Here is a 24260-nt window from a genome sequence, read left to right as displayed (position 1 = left end):
TACATAGTCATAGAAAGAAGAAAGATATAGGGTCAATGAATACTTAAAAGGACCTGTAACGCCCACTTGTAAGAAGTGGGTGTTTTTAATGTTAAATAATTAAACCGATTTCTGTCATAAGAGTCGAATTCGTCTAAATTATTAAACAAATTAAGGGATTATTTAAAGATTCTCATTAAAATTGCAGGATTATTGATTATTATTGAAGAATAAGACCTAAGACTTAAGACCTATCGAAAGGAGTGCTTCGTAATGAATTTTAAGCTAAAATGCAATCTGAGTAAGGTCACTCCTTTTAGAATAGCAGTGCTTTATGGTTTGTTTAGTATGCTTTGGATTCTCTTTTCTGATCGTTTGTTGACTATTATTATTGCTGATCAAGAGACGATCCTCAATTTATCTACTCTAAAAGGTGCTGTTTTTGTCTTAGTAACTGCAATGTTACTGTATTGGCTAATTCAATCGGGATATAACAATCTGCAAGAATCCGAAAAAGCTCTAATTAAAGATCGGGCTAACTTGGAGCGTTATCGCTTATTGGCCGATGAGGTACCGGATATAATTATATTTATCAGTCCAGAGGGACAAATAATCGATGCCAATGAGGCGGCAGTAAAGCGTTATGGATATACTCGTGAGGAATTGACGAATATGCCAATGCACAAATTGCGTTTGCCAGAGGATCAGCTAATGGTTCCATTCTTTCTTAAACATGCACCAAAGGGAATGCAATTTGAACTGAAGCACGTCTGCAAAGATGGAAGTGTTTTTCCTATCGATATTAGCGCTAAAGGAGCAACAATAAACGGGAAACCAATTATTGTAAGTGTGATACGAGATATTGCTATACGAAAGAAAATTGAGGCTGAAGTTTGGCTGGCCAAGGAACGTGCACAAGTTACTTTAGAGTCAATCGGAGATGCCGTGATTACCACGGATGTTAAGGCGAAGGTAGAGTATATTAATCCAGTGGCTGAGGCTTTAACAGGTTGGTCAAATTCAGAGGGAGTAGGTCTCCCTTTAGAAACAGTCTTTCATATTGTTCATGAAGAAACAGGTGAAGAAGTTGAAAGTCCAATTATTCGCTGTCTTCAAGAAGGCCGTGTAGTTAATATAGCTGATCATACTGCCCTAATTAATAAAGATGGTTTTGCAGTTTCAATTGAGGATTCTGCCGCTCCCATAAGGGATAGAGATGATAAAATCATAGGTGCTGTTTTAGTTTTTCGAGATGTCAGTTATAAATGGGATCATATGAAAGAATTGGCTCATCAGGCACAGCATGACGCCTTAACAGGGCTGCCTAATCGGCTTTTATTCAATGAATATTTAAAGAATGCCTTAGCTAGAGCAAGACGTAAAAATGGTAAATTGGCGGTTATGTTCTTAGATTTAGATCGATTTAAACTGATTAACGATACAATGGGACACAATATGGGGGATTTACTTCTCAAAAGTGTAGCTGAACGTTTGCGGCAGACTTTGCGTGAAGGGGATACGGTGGCAAGGCAGGGCGGGGACGAATTCTTGATATTGCTCTCAGAAATTCAAGATGAAATCGAAGCAGCTTTAGTCTCGGAAAGAATTTTAGGGCTCTTTTCCAAACCTATTATCTTAGAGGACAATGAAATCTATATAAGTACAAGTATCGGAATTAGTCTATATCCTAATGATGGCAGCGATATGGAAGCTTTGGTAAAGCAGGCGGATACGGCAATGTACGCTGCTAAAGAGAAGGGAAGGAATAACTGCCAGTTTTTTACGCAAGGACTTAATATTAAAGCCAACCAAAGGCTTTCAACAGAAAACAGTCTCCGCAAAGCCCTGGTTCGTGAAGAATTTGTCTTACATTATCAGCCTCAAGTTGATTTAGATACTGGCTTAATTGTAGGACTTGAGGCTCTCATTCGGTGGGATTCTGTCGAATTAGGGATGGTCTCTCCTGCTGCTTTTATTCCTATAGCTGAAGAAACCGGGCTGATTATTCCGATTGGAGAATGGGTTTTACGTACAGCCTGTGCTCAAAATAAACATTGGCAAGAACAAGGGTTTTCTCCCTTACGTATAGCGGTTAATATATCTGCTCGGCAATTTAAAGAACCCAATTTTGTAAAATTGGTGAAAAATATTTTGAATGAAACCAAATTAGACCCCCAATGGCTTGAACTGGAGATTACAGAAAGCATTGCCATGGAAAAGGGCCAAACTTCGTTAGAAATGTTAAGTTCTTTTAAAGAGTTGGGAGTTCGAATTTCAATTGATGACTTCGGGACAGGTTTCTCCTCCCTCAATTATTTAAGCCGCATGCCAATAGATACTTTAAAAATAGATCAAACATTTATTCGGGACATTACCACTGGGGATAATGGTAAGGAGGTTGTTACTGCAATAATTCAGCTTGCTAAAAACCTGCAGTTAAAAGTGATTGCAGAAGGAGTAGAGACTGATAACCAATTCTCCTTCTTAAAGGATAAGCTATGTGATGAGATGCAGGGCTTCCTTTTTAGTAAAGCAGTGTCTTCCCAAGAGGCAGAAAAAATGTTTGTTCATAACTGTAGGTAGAGTGACTTAAAGTGTAAATTTCTAACTAAAGCCGAGAGCAGATCAAACTGCTCTCGGCTTTAGTTATGTAGATAAACTTCCTCTTTTTGCCAAGTGTTCAAGTCTAAAACTATCAAGTTGGACATACCTTCTATCAAGGGGGGCAATGAAGTGTCGCTACATTACACTCTATCTGTCGTTCAGGAACATAGGCTAACGGCAGATTTACAAAAAGTTAAGGTTTCTAATGGGGAAAAAAGCCTTCCAAGGCTTAATAAGAGCGCGGCCTTATGGGCGGATATGGCGAGATGGTTTGGTGATGATGTTCGATCAATTTTACTCAATCTTAAGGAGGTAGCTTTATACGAGGTTGAAGAACTGCGTTTGCGAGTTGGACAGCCGCTCATGCTTCGAACGGTGGATAAGGATCTCTTTATTAACCACCAGGGGGAGGCAACTAGTGCCTACAAAGCCTACTTGATTAAATCAGAGGACTTAACAGCTGCTTTAGAACGTATGACTCATAGCTCCCTCTACGCAGTTGAAGAGAATCTGAAGCAGGGGTTTATTACTCTGCCCGGAGGAAATAGAGTAGGTTTAACAGGTGAAGCTGTGCTTCAGGATGGTCAACTTCAGACATTGAAACACATATCTTCTTTAAATCTCCGTATAGCAAGAGATATTCAGGGACAAAGTCTCAAAATATTGCCCTTACTGCTAAATTCTACTGGTCAGCTGTATCATACTCTTTTAATCTCTCCCCCAAGAGCAGGTAAAACAACCTTGTTAAGAGATTTGATTCGTTCAATAAGCAACGGAGTTCCTAAATTGAAATTAGAGGGTCAGACTGTAGGAGTTGTCGATGAACGGGGGGAACTTGCCGGGATGTGGCAAGGCATACCAACCTATGATTTAGGTTTACGAACGGATGTTTTAGATGGCTGTCCAAAAGCCAGCGGGATGAGCATGATGGTTCGTTCCATGTCCCCTCAAGTGTTGGCTGTGGATGAGCTGGGTCATGCTGAGGATGTTATTGCGATAACTGACGCTTTGCGTACCGGAGTCCGGATACTAAGTACCGCTCACGCCGGCACCTTGGAAGAGGCCCGAAGCAGACCGGTTATAACTCATCTCTTAGATCAAGGGGTTTTTGAACGTTTGGTAGTGTTAAGCAGGCGACATGGACCGGGAACTTTAGAAGGGGTTTACGATCTGAAAACTGGGGGGAGCCTGTAATGCTAATACTGGGATGTATGGTACTTATAGCGGGGTGTGGATGTTTAGGGCTGTGGTTTGCTTACAGAATTCGAAGGCGTCCTCAGGAATTAAGAGAATGTTCCATGGCCTTAGCACTCTTAGACACGGAAATCGTCTGGGGGGCAACTCCTCTACCCGAGGCATTCGGAATTCTGAAAGAACGTACGGATGAACCTTGGCAAGGTTTTTTTGGAGAATTGAAGGAACGATTGGGTCAAGGTGAATCAGCGGGTATAGCTTGGAAAGAGACCATGATAGCACAAAATAGCCATTTTTGTTTGAAGCCAGAAGACTGGAATGTAATTGGAGATGTTGGTAAAGGATTGGGTCGGTCTGATCGGACGGAACAGCATAAACAAATTGAGCTTGTTCAACGTCAATTGATGGTAATGAAGGAACAAGCGGAAACCTGGTCTGGGAAACAAGCTAAGATGTGGTCGTACTTAGGCTTTCTTGGAGGAATTGCGGGAGTGCTCATCTTGATTTAACCAGGGAGAGGAGTTGTACAAATGAGCTTTAATTTAATAATAACAGTGGCCGGTATTGGGATTTTGGTCGGAGTTCTAGCATCCGTTCTAAATCAATCCGGCCGTAGTGAAATGGCTCAAGGAGTTACTATTATGGGAGTTATTGTAGTTCTCTATATTGTAGTACAGTCTATAGCTGAATTATTTACTCTGGTTAAGAGTGTCTTTAACCTATATTAGGGGGCTAAAGTGTGGAGATATGGCAAATAGTTGGACTAGCCCTAATAGTAACGATTTTTAGCGTTGTTCTAAAACAGATCAAGCCTGAGATCGCTTTACAGCTTTCCATATTAGCAGGTGCATCGATCTTTATAATTGTTCTCAGTAAAATACGAGTTATTGTTGACTTATTACAAAACCTGGCTGATCAAGCTAATATTAATTCCTATTATTTACTGATCATTTTAAAAATCGTAGGAGTTGCCTATCTGGCAGAGTTTGGTGCCCAAATATGCCGTGACGCAGGTGAAGGCGCCTTGGCAACAAAAATCGAACTTGCCGCAAAAGTCGGGGTAATAATCTTAGCTATTCCTATTATTGTAGCCATTACTGAGTCATTGGTACGACTCGTTCCGTGAGGTGATGTGTTTGCCGAGATATATTGTCAGTTTGGTAATGTTAGTTTTCTTCCTTTGTGGGACAACTTCTCCGGTTTTAGCAGAAGAAGTACCCCCTCAGCCCCTGGAAAAGATAGATCTTCTGCAAGAGATTGATTTGAGCCAAATGCATAGTTTTTTGGAGCAATTGGATAGTGATGTCCAGAAGGCAATGCCCGGATTTTCTCTTGTGCGTATGTTTGAGGATCTAAGGAGTGGCAAGTTAAGTCTGAAACCGGAAAACTTAGGGAACACATTGTTGACTTTATTAGGCCATCAAATACTAGGGACTGGCCCCCTAATTGGTAAACTCCTCATCCTAGCTGTACTGGGAGCAGTTTTGGGACAACTCCAAGTAGCTTTTGGAGGTAGTGTGGGGAAAATCGCCCAGGTCATGACCTATCTCGTTCTGCTTAGCTTAGCAATGACAACATTTAAAGAGGTTATAGACATTGCTACAGGAACTATCGATCAAATGGTAGGTCTGATGCAAACCATGTTTCCGGTTATCCTGACGCTCTTAATTACCATGGGGAATTTGACCAGTGCAGCCCTATTTAAGCCTCTTATTATGGGTAGCTTGACAGTTTTAGCCACGGTTATCAAGACGGTTATTCTGCCACTCTTCTTATTAGCAGCAGTCCTTAAGCTTTTTAATCATATTTCCGAACAATTTAAACTAAGCAAACTGGCTGGCTTATTTGAATTCGTAGGAAAAATATCCCTTGGTGTGATTATGACTATTTTTATCGGCGTCATGACGGTTCAAGGAGTGACAGGAGGGGTTGCTGATAGCGTTGTATTCCGAACAGCTAAGTACTCAGCTGATCTTGTTCCTGTGGTCGGAAAGTTTTTTAAGGACGCTGTGGAACTGGTGATTACCTCAGGACTACTCTTAAAAAATGCCGTTGGGATAGTTGCTTTAGTAGCAATTATTGTGATTTGCTTGGGTCCTTTAATTAAGATTTTAGCTATGATCCTGGTGTTTCGCATATCTGCAGCCCTCATCGAACCGATAGGTGAAAAGGCCCTTGCGGAAAGTCTTCAAGATATGTCTAAAAGTTTAATACTAATAATAGTTTCAGTTGCATCTGTCGCAGTTATGTTTTTCATGGCAGTAGCTGTAGTCGTAGGTTCGGGAACTTTTTCAGTGATGTTGCACTAAGGAGGAAAAACTGTGCAAACGTTACAAACACTTGTGAGAAATTTGGCCTTGATTTTATTGTTGGCAACCTTTCTGGAGATGATTTTGCCTAATAAGTCCATGCGGGGATTTGTCCAAATGGTGATGGGACTATTCGTGATTTCGGCGATTCTCGCTCCGATTACAACATTGCTGAATACCCCTCTATCAATGGAGATTCCCGCTTGGACTGTCACCAGTCCTCAAGATTTACCGGCAATTGCGGTGGAAGGACAAGGAGTTCAGGTTGGGCGAGATGCGGTCCAGGAACAATATCAGCGAATACTTATTAACCAGATTAAAGGATTAGCATTAGGTACTTCAGGGGTTGGAGACGCGGAGGTTGACGTTAGATTTGAAGAAAAAGAGGGGGGAATCACCGATCAACCAACAATTGCAGAAATTAATGTCCTGTTGACAGCTTCCCAGGAAACCATTCAATCAGTCAAACCAATTATTATTGGGGAATCTACTATGCCTGAGACAACACGATCTCCAAAGGTTGAAGAGGTGAGAGAGCGAATTGCCACATTTATGAGCATCCCTAAAGAAAAGATAATAGTTCAAGAAACCTAAAGGTTTTGCAAATACGGAAGGAGGTTAACTTATGGATTGGATGAAAAAAATCTCAACGGATAAAATGTTATTAGGAATTGTGTCTTTAATCGTTGTAGGGATGTCCTTTATTTATCTCGGAAAAGGTCAAATTGGCACTGAAGAAATTACCCCAATAAAATCCGCTATAACATCTATAGAGAATCCAAACACCAAAATTGGTGTTTTAGAGAAAGAGTTAGAAAGCAAATTACAAACTAACATTTTGATGATGGAGGGCGTAGGAAAGGTACAAGTTTCCGTTAACTTTTTGACTGGTTTAAAGAATGAATATGTTCGGAATAACAATGTCACTAAGCGTACGAATAAAGAAACAGATAAGACCGGAGGTACTCGAGAAACAACAGAGGTCACGGAGAATAACCAAGTTGTTATGCCAAGTGGATCTTCTCAACCGGTAATCGCCATTGAGGATCGTCCCGAGATCGGAGGAGTCTTAGTAATAGCTGAAGGTGCCCGCGATCCAAAAGTACGGGAAGGAATACATACAGCGGTACAAACTCTTTTAAGTATTCCAAGCTCCAGAATTACTGTTGTGCCAATGGGTGGAGCATGATGACTAAGTACATGAATTGGCCGGTGCTTTTAATTGTGGGACGCAAATCTCGGTTAAGACTGACTGTTTATGCAGGGTTAGCAGTCATGCTGGGGATTTTGGGAATTAGTTTAATGCTTTCTGAATCCCATGCCTATATTCCGGAACAGGCAAGTTCGCCTGTTAATGCTCCAAAAGAAAAATCTCAAATCAAGTTTGAGGTTGAAACTATAAAACCCAATAACTCCGGTGGAGATTATTTCGTCAATTATCGTTTAAAACGAGATCAATTACGTCAGGAATCAAAAGCTATGCTTGCTCCACTCCTCGATTCGACAGTAGAAAAAAGCAAGGCAGAGGCGCAAGATCAATGGCTGCAGCTTAGCATGAAAATTCAACGAGAAGAAGAGATTGAAAATCTTCTCAAAATAAAAGGCTTCCACGACGCAGTAGCGGATGTTTTTTCTGAACATGTAACAGTGATTGTCTATGCTCCGAGTTTAACTCCCCATGAGGTAAGTCTTATACAGGAGATTGTCCTGAGAGTGACAGGAATCCGTTTAGATAAGATTATGATATCTTCTAAAAAATAGTAGATATTCAAAAAGTTCTATATAACATATGCAGGAAAATAGGTAGGGCAGAGCGAATTATATCCATAATAGGACGAAAGTCCTGGTTGAGAGGGTGAGAGACACTGAAGATGAGCAAAATTCTTATTGCTGATGATGCGAGTTTCATGCGTTTGATGATTAGTCAGATTCTTGCTCGGCAGGGTCTTACAAACGTCATTGAAGCTGAAAATGGTTTGCAGGCTGTGGAGCAATTCAAGTCTAACAAACCTGACCTGACGCTTTTAGATATTACCATGCCGGAACTTGATGGATTAGCTGCTCTGGCAGAGATTCTTAGGATTAACCCCTTGGCAAAGGTTGTAATCTGCAGTGCAGTTGCCAATGACAATATTGTTCGAGAAGCGTTGAAAGAAGGTGCAGTGGGCTTTGTGGCCAAGCCGTTTCGGCCTGATGAGCTATTAAACATAGTTCTTAAACATTTAAATTAGCTGAATCTATAAATAACTTAAAAGCACTTAGTTGCCGCCTGATATAGGCGGCAGTTTTATGCTAATCTGCAAATAGTTATAATCAAAAGATAAGCTGGTCAAAGTATACAAAAAGAGTTATATTGTATACTTAAACTAGTTTCGTTGAAAAAGAAGTAGTACCCTCATATAATAAAACATATTGTTTCATTTTTAATAATGAGAAAATTACCCATTATTGAAGTTTGAACGGAATGGGGATAATACAAAGAGGGGTGACGGCAGTGAAACCAGTTAAGATTACAGATACGACTTTGAGGGATGCCCACCAAAGTCTTTGGGCAACTCGGATGCGTACCGAGGATATGCTGCCCATCCTAACAGAGCTGGATGAGGTAGGTTTTTTTTCGTTAGAAGTATGGGGCGGGGCTACTTTTGATGTGTGTCTGCGTTTCTTGGGTGAGGATCCCTGGGAACGTTTAAGACAGATAAAAAGCCGTGTTAAAAAGACACCCTTACAAATGTTGCTTAGGGCCCAGTCTCTGGTAGGGTATCAGCATTACCCGGATGATGTCGTTAGGGAATTTGTTTCCCTGAGTGTCAAAAATGGAATTGATATTATCAGGATTTTCGATTCTCTGAATGATGTTCGGAATATGGTCGTTCCTATGGATGCTGCCAAAAAAGCAGGAGCACATGTTCAAGCCTCCGTTGTTTATACAATTAGTCCGGTTCATACAACTAAACATTACCTGGAAACAGCTACGGCACTTGCCGAACTTGGTGCTGATTCTCTTTGTATTAAAGATATGGCTGGATTACTTACTCCTATCAAGGCTTATGAACTGATCTCGTTATTAAAAAAAGAGTTAGGAATTATGATTCATTTGCACAGTCATTATATTGGCGGAATGGCTGTCGGAACGTATTTAAAGGCCGCAGAAGCCGGAGTGGACATTGTTGATACTGCCAGTGTGCCCTTAGCCTTTGGTGCTAGTCAACCGCCGGTTGAAACAGTGGTTCGAGCTTTTCAAGATACCGGATTTGATACGGGTTTAAGTTTACGTAAACTCTTCCATATTGCAAAGTACTTTGAGGCACTGCGCAAAAGCCGTAGTTTTGAGCGCGGCATCACTCGAATCTCAGATATGAGAGTCTTTGAGCACCAAGTACCTGGGGGTATGATCTCGAATCTAGTCTCTCAGCTTGAAGAACAGGGTGCCCTTGAGCGCATACATGACGTCTTAGAGGAGATCCCTAAAGTACGTGCAGAGTTGGGCTACCCCCCCTTGGTAACTCCTACGAGCCAAATTGTAGGCACTCAAGCGGTATTAAATGTCCTCAGCGGGGCAAGATATAAGTTAATCCCAGGAGAGGTCAAAGGGTATGTTCGTGGGTTATATGGTCGTCCGCCAGCACCGATAAACCCTGAAATTCAAAAGAAAATTATCGGAGATGAGGAACCCTTATTAGTTCGGCCGGCAGACAAACTTGAACCCGGCATGGTAAAAGCAAAACTTGATAGTCTCGAGTTGGCTCAATCTGAGGAAGATGTCGTGAGCTATGCATTGTTCCCGCAAATTGCTAAGAAGTTTTTCGAAGAGCGAAAACTTGGGGTAATCTCAAGAGAGGAACCTAAAGTGGGTAAGGAAGCAAAGAATACCCGCACTTCATTGTTATCGAAGGAGGATTCAAAGTTGAATTTACAAGAAATTAAAGAATTAATCCAAATTATAGATGAGACTGAAATTAGTGAATTAAATCTTGAAAGCGATGGGGTGAAAATCGCTATTCGCAAGGGGCCCAGTGTTGTTGCCGGAGTGCCGGTCACGGCTGTTCCTCGTCAAGAGGTAAGTTCACCGGTTGTGGCGGATACACCTGTTCAATCCCTACGTCCCGAAGCAGTCAAAGCGCCGGAGTCTATCATAAATGCCAATACAGAAACCATAACTTCCCCGATGGTAGGAACTTTCTACTGTTCCGCATCTCCGGAGGCTGCTCCTTATGTTAAAGTAGGACAAACTATTGAAGCTGGCCAAATCGTTTGTATCGTTGAGGCCATGAAGCTCATGAATGAAATTGAGTCGGAAGTTAATGGGAAAGTTGTACAAATTCTTGTAGAGAACGGTCAACCCGTTGAATATGGACAGCCGTTGTTCGTTATTGAAAAATAAGGAGAAAAGAGCATGTTTAAGAAAATCCTGATTGCGAATCGCGGGGAAATTGCCTTGCGTATCATTAGAGCATGTCGCGAACTTGATATCGAGACAGTCGCTGTTTTTTCTGAAGGAGATCGGGAGGCATTGCACGTTAAGGCCGCAGACGAAGCGGTTTGCATAGGGCCCGTTGCTAGTGCCAAGAGTTACCTCAATATTCCTAACATCATCAGTGCTGCAGAATTGACAGGCGTTGATGCAATACACCCCGGCTATGGTTTCTTATCTGAAAACGCTCGCTTCTCTGAGATATGTGAGTCATGTAATATCACCTTTATCGGGCCGTCTCCTAAAGTTATCGAAACTATGGGAGACAAGGCCACCGCTCGAAAAACAATGATAGAAGGCGGCGTTCCTGTAGTCCCGGGCTCTAAAGATATTATTACAGATGATAAAACCGCAGAAATTGTTGCAGAAGAAATAGGATATCCCGTCTTAATTAAGGCCTCGGCTGGTGGTGGAGGCAAAGGAATGCGAGTTGCTCAGAATGCTAAAGAGTTGAGCAAATCCATCAAAGCAGCTCAAAATGAAGCCCAGGCTTCCTTTGGCAATGCTGAGGTCTACTTGGAAAAGTATGTGGAAGAACCCCGACACATTGAGATTCAAGTGTTGGGTGATAACTACGGCAATGTCATTCATTTAGGCGAGCGGGATTGTTCTCTGCAACGCCGCCATCAAAAGCTTCTGGAAGAGTCCCCATCGAGTGCCATAAGTCCAGAGTTGAGAGAAAGAATGGGTGCAGTAGCCGTGCAGGCGGCAAAGTCTGCAAATTATTCCAATGCAGGAACCATAGAGTTTTTGTTAGATCGTCATGGCAACTTCTATTTTATTGAAATGAACACGCGTATTCAGGTCGAGCATCCGGTTACTGAAATGGTTACAGGTCTGGACTTGGTAAAAGAGCAAATTCGTTTAGCGGCAGGAGAACCTCTAGGCTATACTCAAGCAGATATCCAAATGCGTGGTTGGGCGATTGAGTGTAGAATTAATGCGGAAAACCCTGATAAGAACTTTATGCCCTCTCCGGGGTTGATTACCATCTATCATGCTCCGGGTGGACCTGGGGTAAGAGTGGATAGTGCGGTTTATCAAGGGTATGCTGTTTCCCCCTATTACGACTCCATGGTAGGAAAGTTGATTGTCTGGGGTGCCACTAGACAGGAAGCCATTGCCCGCATGAAACGTGCCCTTGAGGAATTTGTCATTGAAGGGATTCATACAACGATACCCTTCCACTTAAAAGTATTGGACAATGCTTTTTATCAACGTGGCGAAGTTTACACAAACTTTATTCAACGTCGAATCTTAGGAGAATAAGGACCTTTAACCTGAGAAGAAAAATACGAAGTAAGAACGGGATTCCCCGTTCTTTTACTGCAAAAAGAACTTCACTATTAATGTGAGGATCTTTTTGTTATTCACTTAAATTATTTTTTAAGACTTAAATAATTTGTTGAGGGGAAATAGCCTTTGCTAGATCAGCCTTAATTTGGTATAATATCAACGTCATGTAGATAATGGAAACCTACTTAGGATAAGGATATTTCACACTAAATGGTAAGTAGGCTTATCTAGTTGCAAAAAAGGGTATGTGAATAATGTAATGTCGAAGTTCAATATTCAAACTTACAACCAAGAACATCGAACTTCGAGTAGGGGGTGTAAGGTCATGGAAAGTATGGGTACAGATAATTCCCTGGGATCTATTCGAATCGCGGATGAAGTTGTAGAAGTCATAGCCGGATTAGCTGCTTCAGAAGTAGAGGGCGTCGTAGGCATGAGCGGTGGTCTGGTTGGAGACTTAGCTAACATGTTGGGGAGAAATAAAAACCTGTCCAAAGGAGTTAAGGTTGAAGTCGGTGAACATGAGGTAGCTGTAGATTTGTTTATTGTTGTGGAGTATGGTGTATCAATTCCCGACGTAGCTTTTAGTGTTCAGCAAGCTGTAAAAGAGGCCATTGAGAGTATGACTGGACTTAAAGTCGTAGAGGCAAATGTTCATGTGCAAGGGGTTAATTTTAAACCGGTTGTGGAAACCAAAGAAGAAGACTTACGTTTAAAGTAAAGAAAACTTGGCAGGAGCTAAGAAGGCCCCCCCTGGAAAGCCCAGGGGGGGTTTCTGAAAGAAGGGACGACGATGTTGGTCTATACTTTAGGATTGATTCTATTTCTGGGGGCACTCACTATATTAGCAGTAGCCTCAGGGTGGGGACTACCATACTTTTTAATAACTCAAGGGCTTGATTGGTTAAGATTTAATCCTTGGGAGAGTATTATTATGGCTGGAGCTTTACTATTGTTAGGATTGCTATTGTTTATCCGACCACGGACGAGTAATGATAATTCCTTTCGGACATCTTTAAAAGGAGGAGAAGTTCGAATTTCTCAAGATGCCCTTCAGGAGATTATTACACGCAGTGCCAAAGGGCTGCCCGGAGTTTTGCAAGTTGGATCAAGTCTTAGACAACGCGAAGCTGGCCTTGAGATTATCGTGTTTTGTCAGTTTGAACAGGGGGTCATAATTCCTCAAATATCTGAAGAAATTTTGAAGAAGGTTAAAGAGGATGTCGAGCTTTATACCGGAATAATTGTGGCAGAGGTGAAAGTGCTGGTGCGTCGCTTAGAAAAGGTTCGTCCGGTACGTGTGCGATGAGGGGCTTTTGGTTAAAAATTGAAGAGAAGATTTCACAGTCTTTAGTTTGGGCCTTGGATAATCACCCTGGCAAGCTTTTGGGAACATCTATAGGTTTTATACTGGGACTTTTGTTTGTGACGCTAGGTTTCTGGCGAACACTTGTGTTAGTCTTATTTGCTGTGATAGGTTTTGTTTTAGGAAAACGCCAAGATGAGCATAAAGACCTTTCAGCCTGGGTAGAAAAGACTTTTAACAAGTATTAAATGATGACTTAAAATTAGATATCACTAGGGAGGAATTTTCTTGAGTCGAAGATTAGCTCGAGAAACTGCATTACAAGTGCTTTTTCAAAGAGACCTGACGAAAGAACCATTGATTATTGCAGAAGAAGTTAAGCGCTGGGCTGATGAATTTGTTGTTCCCGAGCCCAGTAGGGGGTTTGCGCAGGAACTTGTTGAAGGGACCATAGATCATCAAAATGAAATTGATCAAACAATTTCTTCATATGCTCAAGATTGGTCTATTAATCGTATGGCTAATGTGGATAGAAATGTAATGCGCTTGGCTACTTACGAGATTCTTTTCCGTTCTGATATCCCCGGTCGTGTAAGTCTCAATGAAGCAATTGAGCTGGCTAAGCGATTTGGAGGAGAAGAATCAGCTAAGTTCGTTAACGGGATACTTGATCGAATCGTGGACAGCAATCTGAAAGCAGAAAAAAAGGGTGAACTTTGATTCAAGTATTTCTTTTCACATTTGTAAAATTAAAGGAAAAGTCATTGAAGATATCGAATTAATTTAATATATGAGAAATTTTAATTTTATTCACATTAAGGGGGAGACAAATGTACCACGTTGTTAAAAAAAGACTATTGGCAACCGGTATTGCCTTACTGGACGTCAATGCACCAGCCGTGGCCGCAAAAGTTGAGCCAGGGCAATTTGTTATTGTCCGTGTAGACGAGCAGAGTGAGCGTATTCCTTTGACTGTAATGGATTTTGATCGTGAAAAGGGTACTATCACGATTGTTGTTCAAGATGTTGGGTACTCGTCAGCAATTATAACGGGTATGAATGAAGGAGATGCATTTCAAGACTTTGTAGGTCCGTTGGGAGTCGAATCCGAAATTGAAAATTATGGTACTGTTGTTTGCATCGGAGGAGGTTTAGGCATTGCTCCTATTCATCCGATAGCTCGGGCTTTAAAAGATGCCGGAAATCATGTTATCTCCGTCCTAGGTGCGAGAAGTGCAGATTTGCTGATTTTAGAAGATGAGATGGCCGCTGCAAGCAGTGAAGTTGTCATAGCCACAAATGATGGAAGTAAAGGTGTTAAAGGGTTTGTAACAGACGGACTTGCTGAAGTGTTAGCCCAAGGCCACCAAGTTAAGGCTATTTGGGCCATCGGGCCGATGATTATGATGAAAGCTGTTGTCGATTATACTCGGTCATTAGGCATCAAAACCATTGTTAGTATGAATCCAATCATGGTTGATGGAACAGGCATGTGTGGTGCATGTCGGATAAGCGTAGGCAATGAGACAAAATTTGCCTGTGTCGATGGGCCGGAGTTTGATGGACACTTAGTTGATTTTGACTTAGCAATGAAGCGTCTCGCTTTTTATAAAGATGAAGAGAATCGGGCCAAAGCCCGACTGGAATGCAATCATGAAGGAGGGCATCACTAATGGCTGAGAATGTTGAAAGCACAAAAAAAGTTAAAATCCCTCGTCATGAAATGCCTTGTCAGGAACCGGAAGTACGGGCGCGTAACTTTGAAGAAGTTGCTTTAGGTTATACAGAAGAAACAGCTGTAGAAGAAGCTAAGCGTTGTTTACAATGTAAAAAGCCTAAATGTGTTTCAGGGTGTCCTGTAGAAGTTCTTATTCCAGAGTTTATTAAAAAGGTTGCCGAAGGAGATTTTCAGGAAGCTGGTAATGTTCTGAAAATTAAAAATTCACTACCTGCTGTTTGTGGCCGTGTTTGCCCTCAAGAAAATCAATGTGAGAGTAAATGTATTTTAGGTATTAAGGGAGAGTCAGTAGCTATTGGCCGACTTGAGCGTTTTGCAGCTGACTTCGGCATGAAGACTGGCAAATCGCAGTTTGAGAAACCTGCACCGAGTGGTAAGCGGGTAGCTATTATTGGAGCTGGGCCTGCAGGATTGGCCTGTGCCGGCGACTTGGCAAAAGCTGGTCATGCTGTGACTGTGCTTGAAGCCTTGCATGTTGCCGGGGGCGTACTGATGTACGGAATTCCTCAATTCCGTCTGCCTAAAGAAATTGTCCAAACTGAGATTGAAAATCTCAAAACCATGGGTGTAGAAATTCTAACGAATCAGGTTGTTGGAAAAATCACCTCTGTTGATGAGCTTATGGAAAATGGTTATGACGCTGTCTTTATCGGGACAGGTGCAGGACTTCCTTACTTCATGGATATCCCAGGAGAGAACTTAAATGGTGTTTATTCAGCCAATGAGTTTTTAACAAGAACAAACTTAATGAAGGGCTATAAGTTCCCAGACTACGCTACCCCTGTAAAAGTCGGGAAAAATGTTGCCGTTTTAGGTGCCGGTAATGTTGCAATGGACTCTGCTCGCACAGCTTTACGTTTAGGAGCGGAAAACGTCTATATCATCTATCGTCGTTCTCGTGACGAAATGCCAGCCCGTAAAGAAGAGCTAGAGCATGCAGAGGAAGAGGGTATCCAATTTCGCTTGTTGACAAACCCTGTAGCTATCGAAGGGGACGAGCGCGGATGGGTGAAAAGTTTAACCTGCTTGCGCTATGAACTGGGAGAACCCGATGCTTCAGGACGCCGTGCTCCTATTGCAATTAAAGGCTCTGAATTTGATATCCCTATGGATACCGTCGTAGTGGCTATTGGACAAGGCCCGAACCCTCTGGTTACAACATCTACACCCGGCTTGGAGTTAAACAAGCGTGGTAATATCGTTGCAGATCCAGAAACCTTGATGACTTCAAAGCCAGGCGTTTTTGCCGGCGGTGATATCGTAACGGGTGCAGCAACTGTTATTTTGGCTATGGGAGCCGGTAAAAAGGCTGCCGCAGGTATTGATCAATACCTTAAGGGAAAGTAATTATATCTCTACCAATGTGAGCATAAGGCCTCCCGCTTTCAGAAAGTGGGAGGCTAATAAGCAGGAAACTTCTACTTTACGGGTTTCCACTCCAGTTTTAATAAAGGGAGTTTTGCGACTGAATAAATCGAAATATTTCGAAAGGAGTGTGTATTTTGGCACAATTGTTAGACGGAAAAGCAGTATCCAAAATTTTAAAAGAAGAAATTCGTGAGGAAATTGCGCAATGGAAAGAAAAAGGTGTGCAACCTAAGCTTGCCGTTATACTAGTCGGTGATGACCCGGCTTCGGTAGTTTATGCGAGATCCAAGCAGAAGGTCTGTGAGGGAATCGGGATGGCCTTTGAACTTTTCACAATGCCCGGTTCGACTCTGGAAGCAGATGTTTTGTCCAAAATTGAAGAGCTTAATAACGATCAGGCTGTTCACGGCATTATGATTGAACTTCCGCTTCCGAAGGGAATTCAAAAAGAAACGATTATGGCTGCAGTACGTCCCGATAAAGATGTGGACGGAGTTCACCCAATTAATCGCGGATATATTCTAAGCGGCGAGGACGGACTATTCCCGGCTACCCCGCAAAGTTGTATTGAATTGCTTCTCCGCTCAGGGGTGCAAATCGCCGGTAAGCACGTTGTTATCGTGGGCCGTGGCGAAACAGTGGGCAAACCTTTAGTTTTCTTAATACTTAAACACAATGCTACAGTGACAATTTGCCACTCTAAGACTCCAGACCTGGGGGCTTTCACTAGACAAGCAGATATTTTGGTTGCAGCGGTAGGCCGTGCTAAGCTGATCAAAAAAGATATGGTCAAAGCCGGCGCAATTGTAGTTGATGCCGGAATTAACGAGACACCTGACGGAATCTGCGGAGATGTTGACTTTGAGGCTGTTCAAGATGTAGCTGATTTAATTTCTCCGGTGCCGGGTGGTGTAGGTTCCCTGACCACTGCATTAATAATGCGTAATGTCCTGAAAGGAATCGTTCTGCAAGGAGGAGCTAAGTAATGGATATGAGCAAAATCTGGGAATGGACCACAGATGAATTCTTGACAGTGTCAGCCAGCTCTTCCCCAACACCAGGAGGCGGAAGTGTTTCCGCCTATGTCGGAGCCTTGGCTGCTTCAATGACTTGTATGGTGGCTAACCTTACCATTGGCAAGGAAAAGTACAAAGATGTTGAACCCCAAGTGAAAGAGATCTTGACTGAAGCCGAGGAAGTCTTAAGTCTGTTGAAAACGGGTTTAAGCCAGGATATCGCTGAGTTCTCCAATTTCATGGATGTCTTGAAGCTACCAAAAGGTACAGATGAAGAAAAAGCTGTGCGCACTGAGAAGATGCAGGAAGTCTTAGTATCTGCTACTAACACACCGCTGGGTATTTCTCAAAACTGCTTTAGAGTTCTGCAGTTAGCCCAAAAGCTTGCCCCAATCGGTAACAAGGGAGCAATCAGTGATGTGGGTGTATCCGCTTACTTAGCTGAAAGTGCTCTGAAATCTGCAATGCTCAGTGTAGATATTAATCTGCCGGGAATTAAGGACACAGAGTATCAGGAGCGAGTAAAGGCAGAACGAGCCAAACTTTTTGAACAGGCTGCGATTATTTGTGCAGAGACCGTTGCTGTGGTGCAAAGCAGAATGTAGTTCGTATTTAGGCAATAAGAAGGGGTGAGGAAATTTTTCCTCGCCCCTTTTGCTGTATCATCCTGACAGGGGACGGTTCTGTCGAGCTCTGGGAGAGCGCTTGTCAGCTGTGTTAACCCGTGCGAAGACAGTGTCTTCGTCTGCACGCGTCTGCGAGTTCCACCGCTGGCTCGCTGGACGGTTCGCGAGCGCGTCCGAACCTCTGGGCTTTTCTGCATGTGAACCTGCGGCGCGCTACGGGGACGCGAACCGTCGGCCCTCGCCTTAGCGCGGCTTCACTGACGCATCCGCTTAGCAGAAGCGCTCCTCCAGGCAGTTTGCTAAGATTATAAGCAGTGTTTTGGGGGACTCAGGTCAGGCTTCGCAGAGCCTTTAGCATGTTAGAAGGTCCTTCAGTTTTTTATCATCTGCTGGTGCCGCATCGCGTCTCTGGAAACACCCAAAACAAGCTTAAGAATAATAGACCCGTAAGACAGGGCGGCATCGATCCACAGGAGTGAACCCATTGCATGGAGAGGCGGTAAAGCCTACAAAGCTTGGGTGGGGAGCGGAGCCAGAGGTTAACATCAGGTATTACCCTGAGGTTTGGCAGAGCTCCCACCCAAGCGAGTAGGCGAGCCTCGGAGTGCTGAGTTGCACGTATGTGGTCGAAGGCGCCCGGCTCAAGCGACCTATTTTCAGTTACTATGTAGCAGCATGGAAGTCATTATTTCCTCCGGTCTTTTCTTTGTGATATTATAGCAGTGAGGTGAAGTTTGTGCCGAAAATATGGACTGTTTCTGAGTTGGTGGGCCGAATCAGTCAGGTCTTGCAGGAACAATGGGATTTACATAATTGTTGGATAAGCGGGGAACTATCAAACTTTAAATATCATCGCGCTTCAGGTCATTGGTATTTTACCCTTAAAGATGAGTCGTCGAATCTAAGAGGAGTAATGTTTAAGAGTCGGGTAGAACGAGTGCGCTTTCTTCCTTCTGATGGTCTAAAAGTTTTAATTCGTGGTAATATTCGTATGTATGAGCGAGATGGTACTATACAGCTTTATGCAGAGGAAATGGAACCCAGTGGGCTTGGTCAACTGTACTTGGCTTTTGAACAGTTGAAAAAGAAACTGGCTGAAGAAGGGTTGTTCGATCCCAACCGCAAGAAGAGTATACCGCGCTTGCCAAGGCGTATTGGGATTGTAACAAGCCCGACAGGGGCAGCAATTCGGGATATTATCAATATTATTGAACGGCGTCATCCACGGATGTCCTGGATCTTAGCGCCAGCTGCTGTCCAAGGTGAAGCGGCACCCTTTGAAGTGGCTCAAGCGATTGAGCGCCTCAATCGCTATGGGTCTGTAGATGTTATTATTGTCGGGCGAGGCGGAGGTTCCTTAGAAGAATTATGGGCTTTTAATACAGATATAGTTGCCCGTGCTATCGCCGCTTCGGTTATTCCTATTATATCAGCGGTAGGTCATGAAACCGATGTAACCATTGCAGATTACGTAGCAGATTTAAGGGCGCCGACCCCTTCAGCCGCAGCAGAGCTGGCTGTGCCAATTTTAGATGAGCTTCAGTTGTTAGTAGCTCAAATGAGCCTTCGGATGCGAGGGGCTATGGCAATTTTAATTGAACGGAAACGGCAGCAGATTGCGGGCCTTGCTAACAAGGGGCCCCTCAGAGACCCTTTCTGGCGAATAGATCAGAATCGTCAACGCTTAGATTCTTTGCAAATGCGCCTTCAAGAGGGGATGACTAGATTTGTAATCGATAAAAATGGTATACTAAATTTATTGGCTGCAAAGCTGGATTTACTAAGCCCTTTAGCGATTCTGGGAAGAGGCTACTCGCTGGCTTATAAAGAAGACGGTACTTTGCTTCGGTCGATTCATGATATCGAAGTTGATTCACAAATACAAGTTCGTTTAAGCGAAGGGCGTCTAAACTGCAGCGTTTTGGAGAAGGGGATTTAATCTATGAGTATAGATATAGCTACGGGGGATCTTTTCAATTTAGGGCATGATAAAGTAGAAGAGACTAAAGCCGATGAACCAAAATCCTTAGAAATGGGGCTTCAAACTTTGGAGGAAATTGTAAGGATGCTGGAACAAAAGGATTTGCCTTTAGAAAAGGCTCTGAACTTATTTAAGGATGGCGTAGGTCTCGTTCAATATTGCTCACAGGTGTTGGATCAAGCAGAAAAACAGATGGAGATATTGCTTGAAGGTTCAGATGGACAGTTGCAAATAAAGCCAGCTAGTTTTGATGGGAAGGATGAACGTTAGACGTGTTTAAGGAAACCTTTCAACGATATCTGACTATGATCGAAGAAACTCTGGCACAGTTGCCATGGAGAAAGAATAGTCTAGATGAGAGTATGTATTATTCCTTAATCGGAGGGGGAAAACGAATTCGCCCTGTGTTAGCGCTAGCCTCAGCCGAAGCTGTGGGTGGAAAACCTGAAAGTATCCTAAGAGCCGCTGCAGCTCTGGAACTTATCCACACCTACTCATTAATTCATGATGATTTGCCGGCGATGGATAATGATGACTATCGCAGGGGGAGATTAGCCAATCATAAAATTTACGGTGAGGCGGGAGCAATCCTGGCGGGAGATGCCCTCTTAACCTATGCTTTTGAACTGCTGGCCAGTCTAGAGCTAGGTCAACCGGAAAGGGAACTGCGGATTATTCGTGAAGTTGCTGTTGCTTCAGGGAAAGACGGCATGGTTGGGGGGCAGGTTGCGGACGTAACCGCTGAGGGAAAAGTTCTTACTTTGCCTGAGATTGAAAAAATTCATAAGGGTAAAACTGGCGCTATATTGACAGTTTCCGCACGTCTCGGAGGAGTTTTAGGTGGTGGGTCTGAAGATGATATACGAGCTCTTACTGATTATGCTCAAGCCTTAGGGTTAGCATTTCAGATAAAAGATGATATTTTAGATGTGATTGGGGACAGTGAAACTCTCGGTAAGCCCGCTGGGAGTGACCTGCGACAGGGTAAATCGACTTACGTTTCTTTGCTAGGGCTTGAAGGAGCATCAGGAGAATTGCATTCTCAAATTCTCAAAGCTCAAGCCGCAATTAAACCATTCGGGCAAAAGGGAAACTTTCTTAATGAGCTGGCACTTTATATTGAAGAACGCAAACACTAAAAGAGGTAGATATTATGCCTTTTTTTCCGGGGATTTTCCACAATGCAATCCTGATTTCGGCGATTACTGCCTGGTTTTCTGCCCAGTTCTTAAAAGTAATCGTTAATCTAATTGTAATAAGAAAACTAAATTTCTCATTATTTTTCAGTTCCGGTGGTTTTCCGAGTTCCCACTCCGCAATGGTGAGTGCATTGGCTTTGGGCGTTGGGAAATACCATGGCTGGGATTCGCCTATTTTTGCGGTAGCAGCTGTTTTCCTGATAGTTGTTTTATATGATGCTACCGGAGTCAGACGGGCTGCCGGAAAACAGGCCGAGGTTCTGAATAAATTGATTGAGTTTTTATATCATGGACCGGATCTAGCTCAAAAACGATTAAAAGAACTGATTGGACATACTCCTTTCGAAGTTTTCGGAGGAGTTATTGTTGGGATAATAGTAAGTCTTCTAATTTAGGTTTTTTGCTTTGGATACAGCTTAATTACAAGGGGGGAAGAAGGATGGGACTTCTTGAAAAGATCCAAGAACCTAAGGACTTGCGCAAGCTAGATTTCCAAGAGCTAAATATGTTAGCGCAAGAGATTCGAGAAGAAATGATAAAAGTGGTCTCCAAAAACGGAGGGCATTTAGCGCCGAACCTGGGGGTTGTGGAACTAACCTTGGCGTTACATCGAATATTTAATAGCCCCCAGGATAAAATTGTGTGGGATGTCGGTCACCAAACCTATGTACATAAACTTTTGACAGGGCGATTAAGACAGTTTAAGACCATTCGTCAGTACAAGGGATTGTCAGGTTTCCCTAAACGAGGAGAGAGCCCTCACGACAGTTTTGAAACAGGCCATTCCAGCACATCCATATCTGCCGCTGTTGGGTATGCCAAAGCTCGGGATGTTCTGAGAGAAAAACACCATGTTGTGGCTGTCATTGGAGACGGAGCTATGACTGGTGGGATGGCTTACGAAGCCTTAAATCACGCAGGACATAGTGAAACGAACGTCATTGTGGTTTTAAATGACAATGAGATGTCTATTTCACCCAATGTAGGCGCTATGTCTACCTACTTGAACCGATTAAGGACGGATCCACTCTATGATAAGCGAAAAGAAGATCTGGAGTATCTATTAAAGCGAATTCCCGGGATAGGAAATCAAGTAGCAAAGCTAGCCGCTAAAGCTAAAGATAGCGTAAAGTACTTACTTGTTCCCGGACTGCTTTTTGAAGAGTTAGGGTTTACCTATTTAGGCCCTATTGACGGTCATGATCAAGCCTGTGTAGAGCAAGTGTTAGATCAAGCTAAGAATAAGAAAGGGCCGGTTCTTGTTCATGTTGTGACTTGTAAAGGAAAAGGGTACAAACCTGCAGAAGAGAATCCGGATGTTTTTCATGGACTAGGCCCTTTTGATCCGGAAACTGGGAAAGTCATTAAAAAATCCGCTCCTCCAACCTACACCGCAGTTTTTGGAGAAACTCTTTGTAAGCTGGCTAAGGAAAATCCGAAAATTGTAGCGATTACTGCAGCAATGCCCAGTGGAACAGGTCTAAAAGAATTCGCGAGGGAATTTCCTGAACGTTTTTTTGATGTGGGGATTGCTGAACAGCATGCGGTGACATTCGCCGCTGGATTATCTTTCGGGGGCCTAAAACCTGTAGTCGCCATATACTCCACCTTTTATCAAAGAGCCTATGATCAAGTTTTGCACGATGTTTGTTTGCAAGGAGCCAATGTTGTTTTGGCAATTGACCGTGCCGGTATTGTCGGTGATGATGGCCCCACCCATCATGGAGTGTTTGATATATCCTTTTTTAGAATCATTCCTAACCTGGTTTTAATGGCTCCTAAAGACGAAAATGAGTTGCGACATATGCTTTTTACGGCACTAAAATATGACGGCCCGGTTGCCTTGCGGTATCCAAGATCAGTGGGGCAGGGTGTGACGCTAGATGATGACCTAACCGAAATTCCTATTGGAAAAGCAGAAGTTTTGAGAGATGGCAGAGATGTAACTTTAATTGGCATTGGCCCAATGGTACATACTTGTCTCCAGGCGGCACAAGAATTAAGTCAGCGCGGTGTAGACGCCGCTGTTATAAACTTGCGTTATATAAATCCCTTAGATCGTAAAATCTTGTCTCACTATGCTCGACTCACCAAAAAGATTATCACCTTAGAAGACCATTCTCTTAAAGGGGGCATGGGAAGCGCGATTCTAGAATTTCTTGAAGAAGAAGGGCTCAGCGGAGTAACAGTCGAACGATTGGGATACCCTGGTTTTGTTGATCAAGGCCCAATTCCTCAATTGCTTTCAATCCATGGTTTATCAACAAAGGGTATTATGCAAGCTGCTGAACGGCTAAGGCTATTTCGCAACGTTGCTCAGTCGTAAAATTTCTGCTCAAGGTTAAAGGACGGGATACAGTGGCTAAAGGAAAAGAACGAATTGATGTGTTAATGGTCAAGAACGGCTTGGCAGCCAGCCGTGAGAAGGCTAAAGCAATGGTAATGTCAGGAATTGTTTTTGTAGCCGGACAACGTGTAGATAAACCAGGGGTAGAAGTTTCTCTAGAAGCTATAATTGAGTTAAAAGGGGAGATCCTGCCCTTTGTTTCGCGGGGAGGATTAAAACTGGCCAAAGCACTGGAGGCTTTTCCGATCTCATTTAAGGACAAAGTAGTCGTAGATATAGGAGCTTCGACGGGAGGGTTTACGGATTGTGCTTTACAAAACGGTGCCAAACGAGTATATGCAGTTGATGTCGGGTACGGGCAGTTAGACTGGAAACTGCGGACAGATCCTCGCGTTGTCTCCATGGAGCGAGTAAATGCACGTTATCTCTCTAAGGATACCTTGCCGGAGAAAGTTGATTGGGTTGTCACGGATGTTGCTTTTATTTCAGTTACTAAAATTTTTGGAGCAATGATAGCAATCCTTAAAGATGGTGGACAAGTAGTAGCTCTGATCAAGCCTCAATTCGAGGCAGGGCGAGAGCATGTGGGAAAAAAAGGCGTTGTAAGAGATAGCGGCGTTCATAAGCAAGTTATTGCGACAGTTCTAAGTCAGGCAGAAGGTATAGGATTTCGGGTCTTAGGGTTAAACTATTCACCAATTCGTGGACCAGAGGGAAATATTGAATATTTAGCTTGGTTAGGTTTGCAAAATGAAGAGGGAATAGATTGGCATTCAGAGCTGGAACTTGTAGTTCAAAAGGCTCAGAAAGAGACGGAATAGTA

At 43.0% G+C, this 24260-nt stretch carries 26 protein-coding genes; all 26 read left to right on the top strand.

Features of this window, described 5'->3' with window-relative positions; translation table 11 throughout:
- Positions 1–252: 252 nt before the first annotated feature.
- Positions 253–2562, top strand: a complete 2310-nt coding sequence (locus BLS16_RS10040) for a bifunctional diguanylate cyclase/phosphodiesterase (protein WP_092332849.1) — start codon at positions 253–255, stop codon at positions 2560–2562.
- A gap of 150 nt (positions 2563–2712) precedes the next feature.
- Positions 2713–3777 carry a stage III sporulation protein AA gene (gene spoIIIAA, locus BLS16_RS10035; RefSeq protein WP_092332847.1) on the top strand — a complete coding sequence of 355 codons (1065 nt, stop codon included), beginning with the start codon at positions 2713–2715 and terminating at the stop codon, positions 3775–3777.
- Positions 3777–4286: a stage III sporulation protein AB gene (locus tag BLS16_RS10030; RefSeq protein WP_092332845.1), complete on the top strand. Its 510-nt coding sequence runs from the start codon at positions 3777–3779 to the stop codon at positions 4284–4286. The genes spoIIIAA and BLS16_RS10030 overlap by 1 nt, the downstream gene beginning before the upstream one ends.
- Positions 4287–4307: 21 nt before the next feature.
- A complete protein-coding gene (spoIIIAC, locus tag BLS16_RS10025) occupies positions 4308–4505 on the top strand; it encodes a stage III sporulation protein AC (RefSeq protein ID WP_007779978.1) in 198 nt (65 codons plus the stop codon).
- An 11-nt stretch (positions 4506–4516) separates the two neighbouring features.
- Positions 4517–4903: a stage III sporulation protein AD gene (gene spoIIIAD, locus BLS16_RS10020; RefSeq protein WP_014901958.1), complete on the top strand. Its 387-nt coding sequence runs from the start codon at positions 4517–4519 to the stop codon at positions 4901–4903.
- 10 nt (positions 4904–4913) lie between these two features.
- Complete coding sequence (gene spoIIIAE, locus BLS16_RS10015) at positions 4914–6086, top strand: stage III sporulation protein AE (protein ID WP_092332843.1); 1173 nt, start codon at positions 4914–4916, stop codon at positions 6084–6086.
- Between the two features lie 12 nt (positions 6087–6098).
- Positions 6099–6680 (top strand): stage III sporulation protein AF, encoded by a 582-nt coding sequence (locus BLS16_RS10010; protein WP_092332841.1) that lies wholly within the window; start codon positions 6099–6101, stop codon positions 6678–6680.
- Between the two features lie 31 nt (positions 6681–6711).
- On the top strand, positions 6712–7275 hold the full coding sequence (locus BLS16_RS10005; protein WP_092332839.1) for a stage III sporulation protein AH: 564 nt from the start codon (positions 6712–6714) through the stop codon (positions 7273–7275).
- Positions 7272–7847 (top strand): SpoIIIAH-like family protein, encoded by a 576-nt coding sequence (locus BLS16_RS10000; protein ID WP_345788523.1) that lies wholly within the window; start codon positions 7272–7274, stop codon positions 7845–7847. Before BLS16_RS10005 ends, BLS16_RS10000 begins: the two co-directional genes overlap by 4 nt.
- 110 nt (positions 7848–7957) lie before the next feature.
- Complete coding sequence (locus tag BLS16_RS09995; protein ID WP_092332835.1) at positions 7958–8317, top strand: response regulator; 360 nt, start codon at positions 7958–7960, stop codon at positions 8315–8317.
- 263 nt (positions 8318–8580) lie between these two features.
- Complete coding sequence (gene accB / locus BLS16_RS23570; protein ID WP_176786125.1) at positions 8581–10470, top strand: acetyl-CoA carboxylase biotin carboxyl carrier protein; 1890 nt, start codon at positions 8581–8583, stop codon at positions 10468–10470.
- A gap of 12 nt (positions 10471–10482) precedes the next feature.
- The gene (accC, locus tag BLS16_RS23565) at positions 10483–11829 is read left to right on the top strand and encodes an acetyl-CoA carboxylase biotin carboxylase subunit (RefSeq protein ID WP_034600994.1); all 1347 of its coding nucleotides are present in this window, start codon (positions 10483–10485) and stop codon (positions 11827–11829) included.
- 352 nt (positions 11830–12181) lie between these two features.
- Entirely contained in the window at positions 12182–12577 is a 396-nt protein-coding gene (locus BLS16_RS09985) for an Asp23/Gls24 family envelope stress response protein (RefSeq protein ID WP_014901966.1), read from the top strand.
- 72 nt (positions 12578–12649) lie between these two features.
- Entirely contained in the window at positions 12650–13165 is a 516-nt protein-coding gene (gene amaP / locus BLS16_RS09980) for an alkaline shock response membrane anchor protein AmaP (RefSeq protein ID WP_092332833.1), read from the top strand.
- On the top strand, positions 13162–13410 hold the full coding sequence (locus tag BLS16_RS09975; protein ID WP_092332831.1) for a DUF2273 domain-containing protein: 249 nt from the start codon (positions 13162–13164) through the stop codon (positions 13408–13410). Before amaP ends, BLS16_RS09975 begins: the two co-directional genes overlap by 4 nt.
- Positions 13411–13450: 40 nt before the next feature.
- Entirely contained in the window at positions 13451–13882 is a 432-nt protein-coding gene (nusB, locus tag BLS16_RS09970) for a transcription antitermination factor NusB (protein WP_092332829.1), read from the top strand.
- A 110-nt stretch (positions 13883–13992) separates the two neighbouring features.
- Positions 13993–14835: a sulfide/dihydroorotate dehydrogenase-like FAD/NAD-binding protein gene (locus tag BLS16_RS09965; RefSeq protein ID WP_014901970.1), complete on the top strand. Its 843-nt coding sequence runs from the start codon at positions 13993–13995 to the stop codon at positions 14833–14835.
- Entirely contained in the window at positions 14835–16247 is a 1413-nt protein-coding gene (gene gltA / locus BLS16_RS09960; protein WP_092332827.1) for an NADPH-dependent glutamate synthase, read from the top strand. Before BLS16_RS09965 ends, gltA begins: the two co-directional genes overlap by 1 nt.
- 155 nt (positions 16248–16402) lie before the next feature.
- Complete coding sequence (locus tag BLS16_RS09955) at positions 16403–17254, top strand: bifunctional 5,10-methylenetetrahydrofolate dehydrogenase/5,10-methenyltetrahydrofolate cyclohydrolase (protein ID WP_092332825.1); 852 nt, start codon at positions 16403–16405, stop codon at positions 17252–17254.
- Positions 17254–17889, top strand: coding sequence for a cyclodeaminase/cyclohydrolase family protein (locus BLS16_RS09950; protein ID WP_092332823.1), 636 nt, complete (start codon positions 17254–17256; stop codon positions 17887–17889). Before BLS16_RS09955 ends, BLS16_RS09950 begins: the two co-directional genes overlap by 1 nt.
- 757 nt (positions 17890–18646) lie before the next feature.
- Complete coding sequence (gene xseA, locus BLS16_RS09945) at positions 18647–19849, top strand: exodeoxyribonuclease VII large subunit (protein ID WP_092332821.1); 1203 nt, start codon at positions 18647–18649, stop codon at positions 19847–19849.
- A 3-nt stretch (positions 19850–19852) separates the two neighbouring features.
- Positions 19853–20161, top strand: coding sequence for an exodeoxyribonuclease VII small subunit (xseB, locus tag BLS16_RS09940; protein WP_092332819.1), 309 nt, complete (start codon positions 19853–19855; stop codon positions 20159–20161).
- A 2-nt stretch (positions 20162–20163) separates the two neighbouring features.
- On the top strand, positions 20164–21030 hold the full coding sequence (locus BLS16_RS09935) for a polyprenyl synthetase family protein (RefSeq protein ID WP_176786124.1): 867 nt from the start codon (positions 20164–20166) through the stop codon (positions 21028–21030).
- Between the two features lie 14 nt (positions 21031–21044).
- Positions 21045–21485 carry a divergent PAP2 family protein gene (locus tag BLS16_RS09930; protein WP_092332817.1) on the top strand — a complete coding sequence of 147 codons (441 nt, stop codon included), beginning with the start codon at positions 21045–21047 and terminating at the stop codon, positions 21483–21485.
- A gap of 44 nt (positions 21486–21529) precedes the next feature.
- Positions 21530–23416, top strand: a complete 1887-nt coding sequence (dxs, locus tag BLS16_RS09925; RefSeq protein WP_092332815.1) for a 1-deoxy-D-xylulose-5-phosphate synthase — start codon at positions 21530–21532, stop codon at positions 23414–23416.
- Positions 23417–23448: 32 nt separating this feature from the next.
- Positions 23449–24258: a TlyA family RNA methyltransferase gene (locus BLS16_RS09920; protein WP_092332813.1), complete on the top strand. Its 810-nt coding sequence runs from the start codon at positions 23449–23451 to the stop codon at positions 24256–24258.
- Positions 24259–24260: the final 2 nt, after the last annotated feature.

Source organism: Desulfosporosinus hippei DSM 8344 (assembly GCF_900100785.1).
In the GTDB taxonomy this organism is placed as follows: domain Bacteria; phylum Bacillota; class Desulfitobacteriia; order Desulfitobacteriales; family Desulfitobacteriaceae; genus Desulfosporosinus; species Desulfosporosinus hippei.
The sequence above is the reverse complement of the archived record's forward strand: the minus strand, read 5'-3'. Positions and strand labels throughout refer to the sequence as shown.

Excerpts from the sequence above, each read along its gene's own strand:
- BLS16_RS09975 (WP_092332831.1), top strand. The coding sequence starts at position 13,162 with ATGAGGGGCTTTTGGTTAAAAATTGAAGAGAAGATTTCACAGTCTTTA.
- BLS16_RS09995 (WP_092332835.1), top strand. The coding sequence starts at position 7,958 with ATGAGCAAAATTCTTATTGCTGATGATGCGAGTTTCATGCGTTTGATG.
- spoIIIAC (WP_007779978.1), top strand. The coding sequence starts at position 4,308 with ATGAGCTTTAATTTAATAATAACAGTGGCCGGTATTGGGATTTTGGTC.
- BLS16_RS09950 (WP_092332823.1), top strand. The coding sequence starts at position 17,254 with ATGGATATGAGCAAAATCTGGGAATGGACCACAGATGAATTCTTGACA.
- BLS16_RS09985 (WP_014901966.1), top strand. The coding sequence starts at position 12,182 with ATGGAAAGTATGGGTACAGATAATTCCCTGGGATCTATTCGAATCGCG.
- gltA (WP_092332827.1), top strand. The coding sequence starts at position 14,835 with ATGGCTGAGAATGTTGAAAGCACAAAAAAAGTTAAAATCCCTCGTCAT.
- BLS16_RS09930 (WP_092332817.1), top strand. The coding sequence starts at position 21,045 with ATGCCTTTTTTTCCGGGGATTTTCCACAATGCAATCCTGATTTCGGCG.
- amaP (WP_092332833.1), top strand. The coding sequence starts at position 12,650 with ATGTTGGTCTATACTTTAGGATTGATTCTATTTCTGGGGGCACTCACT.
- BLS16_RS10030 (WP_092332845.1), top strand. The coding sequence starts at position 3,777 with ATGCTAATACTGGGATGTATGGTACTTATAGCGGGGTGTGGATGTTTA.
- BLS16_RS10000 (WP_345788523.1), top strand. The coding sequence starts at position 7,272 with ATGATGACTAAGTACATGAATTGGCCGGTGCTTTTAATTGTGGGACGC.
- BLS16_RS10005 (WP_092332839.1), top strand. The coding sequence starts at position 6,712 with ATGGATTGGATGAAAAAAATCTCAACGGATAAAATGTTATTAGGAATT.
- BLS16_RS10040 (WP_092332849.1), top strand. The coding sequence starts at position 253 with ATGAATTTTAAGCTAAAATGCAATCTGAGTAAGGTCACTCCTTTTAGA.
- xseB (WP_092332819.1), top strand. The coding sequence starts at position 19,853 with ATGAGTATAGATATAGCTACGGGGGATCTTTTCAATTTAGGGCATGAT.
- dxs (WP_092332815.1), top strand. The coding sequence starts at position 21,530 with ATGGGACTTCTTGAAAAGATCCAAGAACCTAAGGACTTGCGCAAGCTA.
- accC (WP_034600994.1), top strand. The coding sequence starts at position 10,483 with ATGTTTAAGAAAATCCTGATTGCGAATCGCGGGGAAATTGCCTTGCGT.
- BLS16_RS09965 (WP_014901970.1), top strand. The coding sequence starts at position 13,993 with ATGTACCACGTTGTTAAAAAAAGACTATTGGCAACCGGTATTGCCTTA.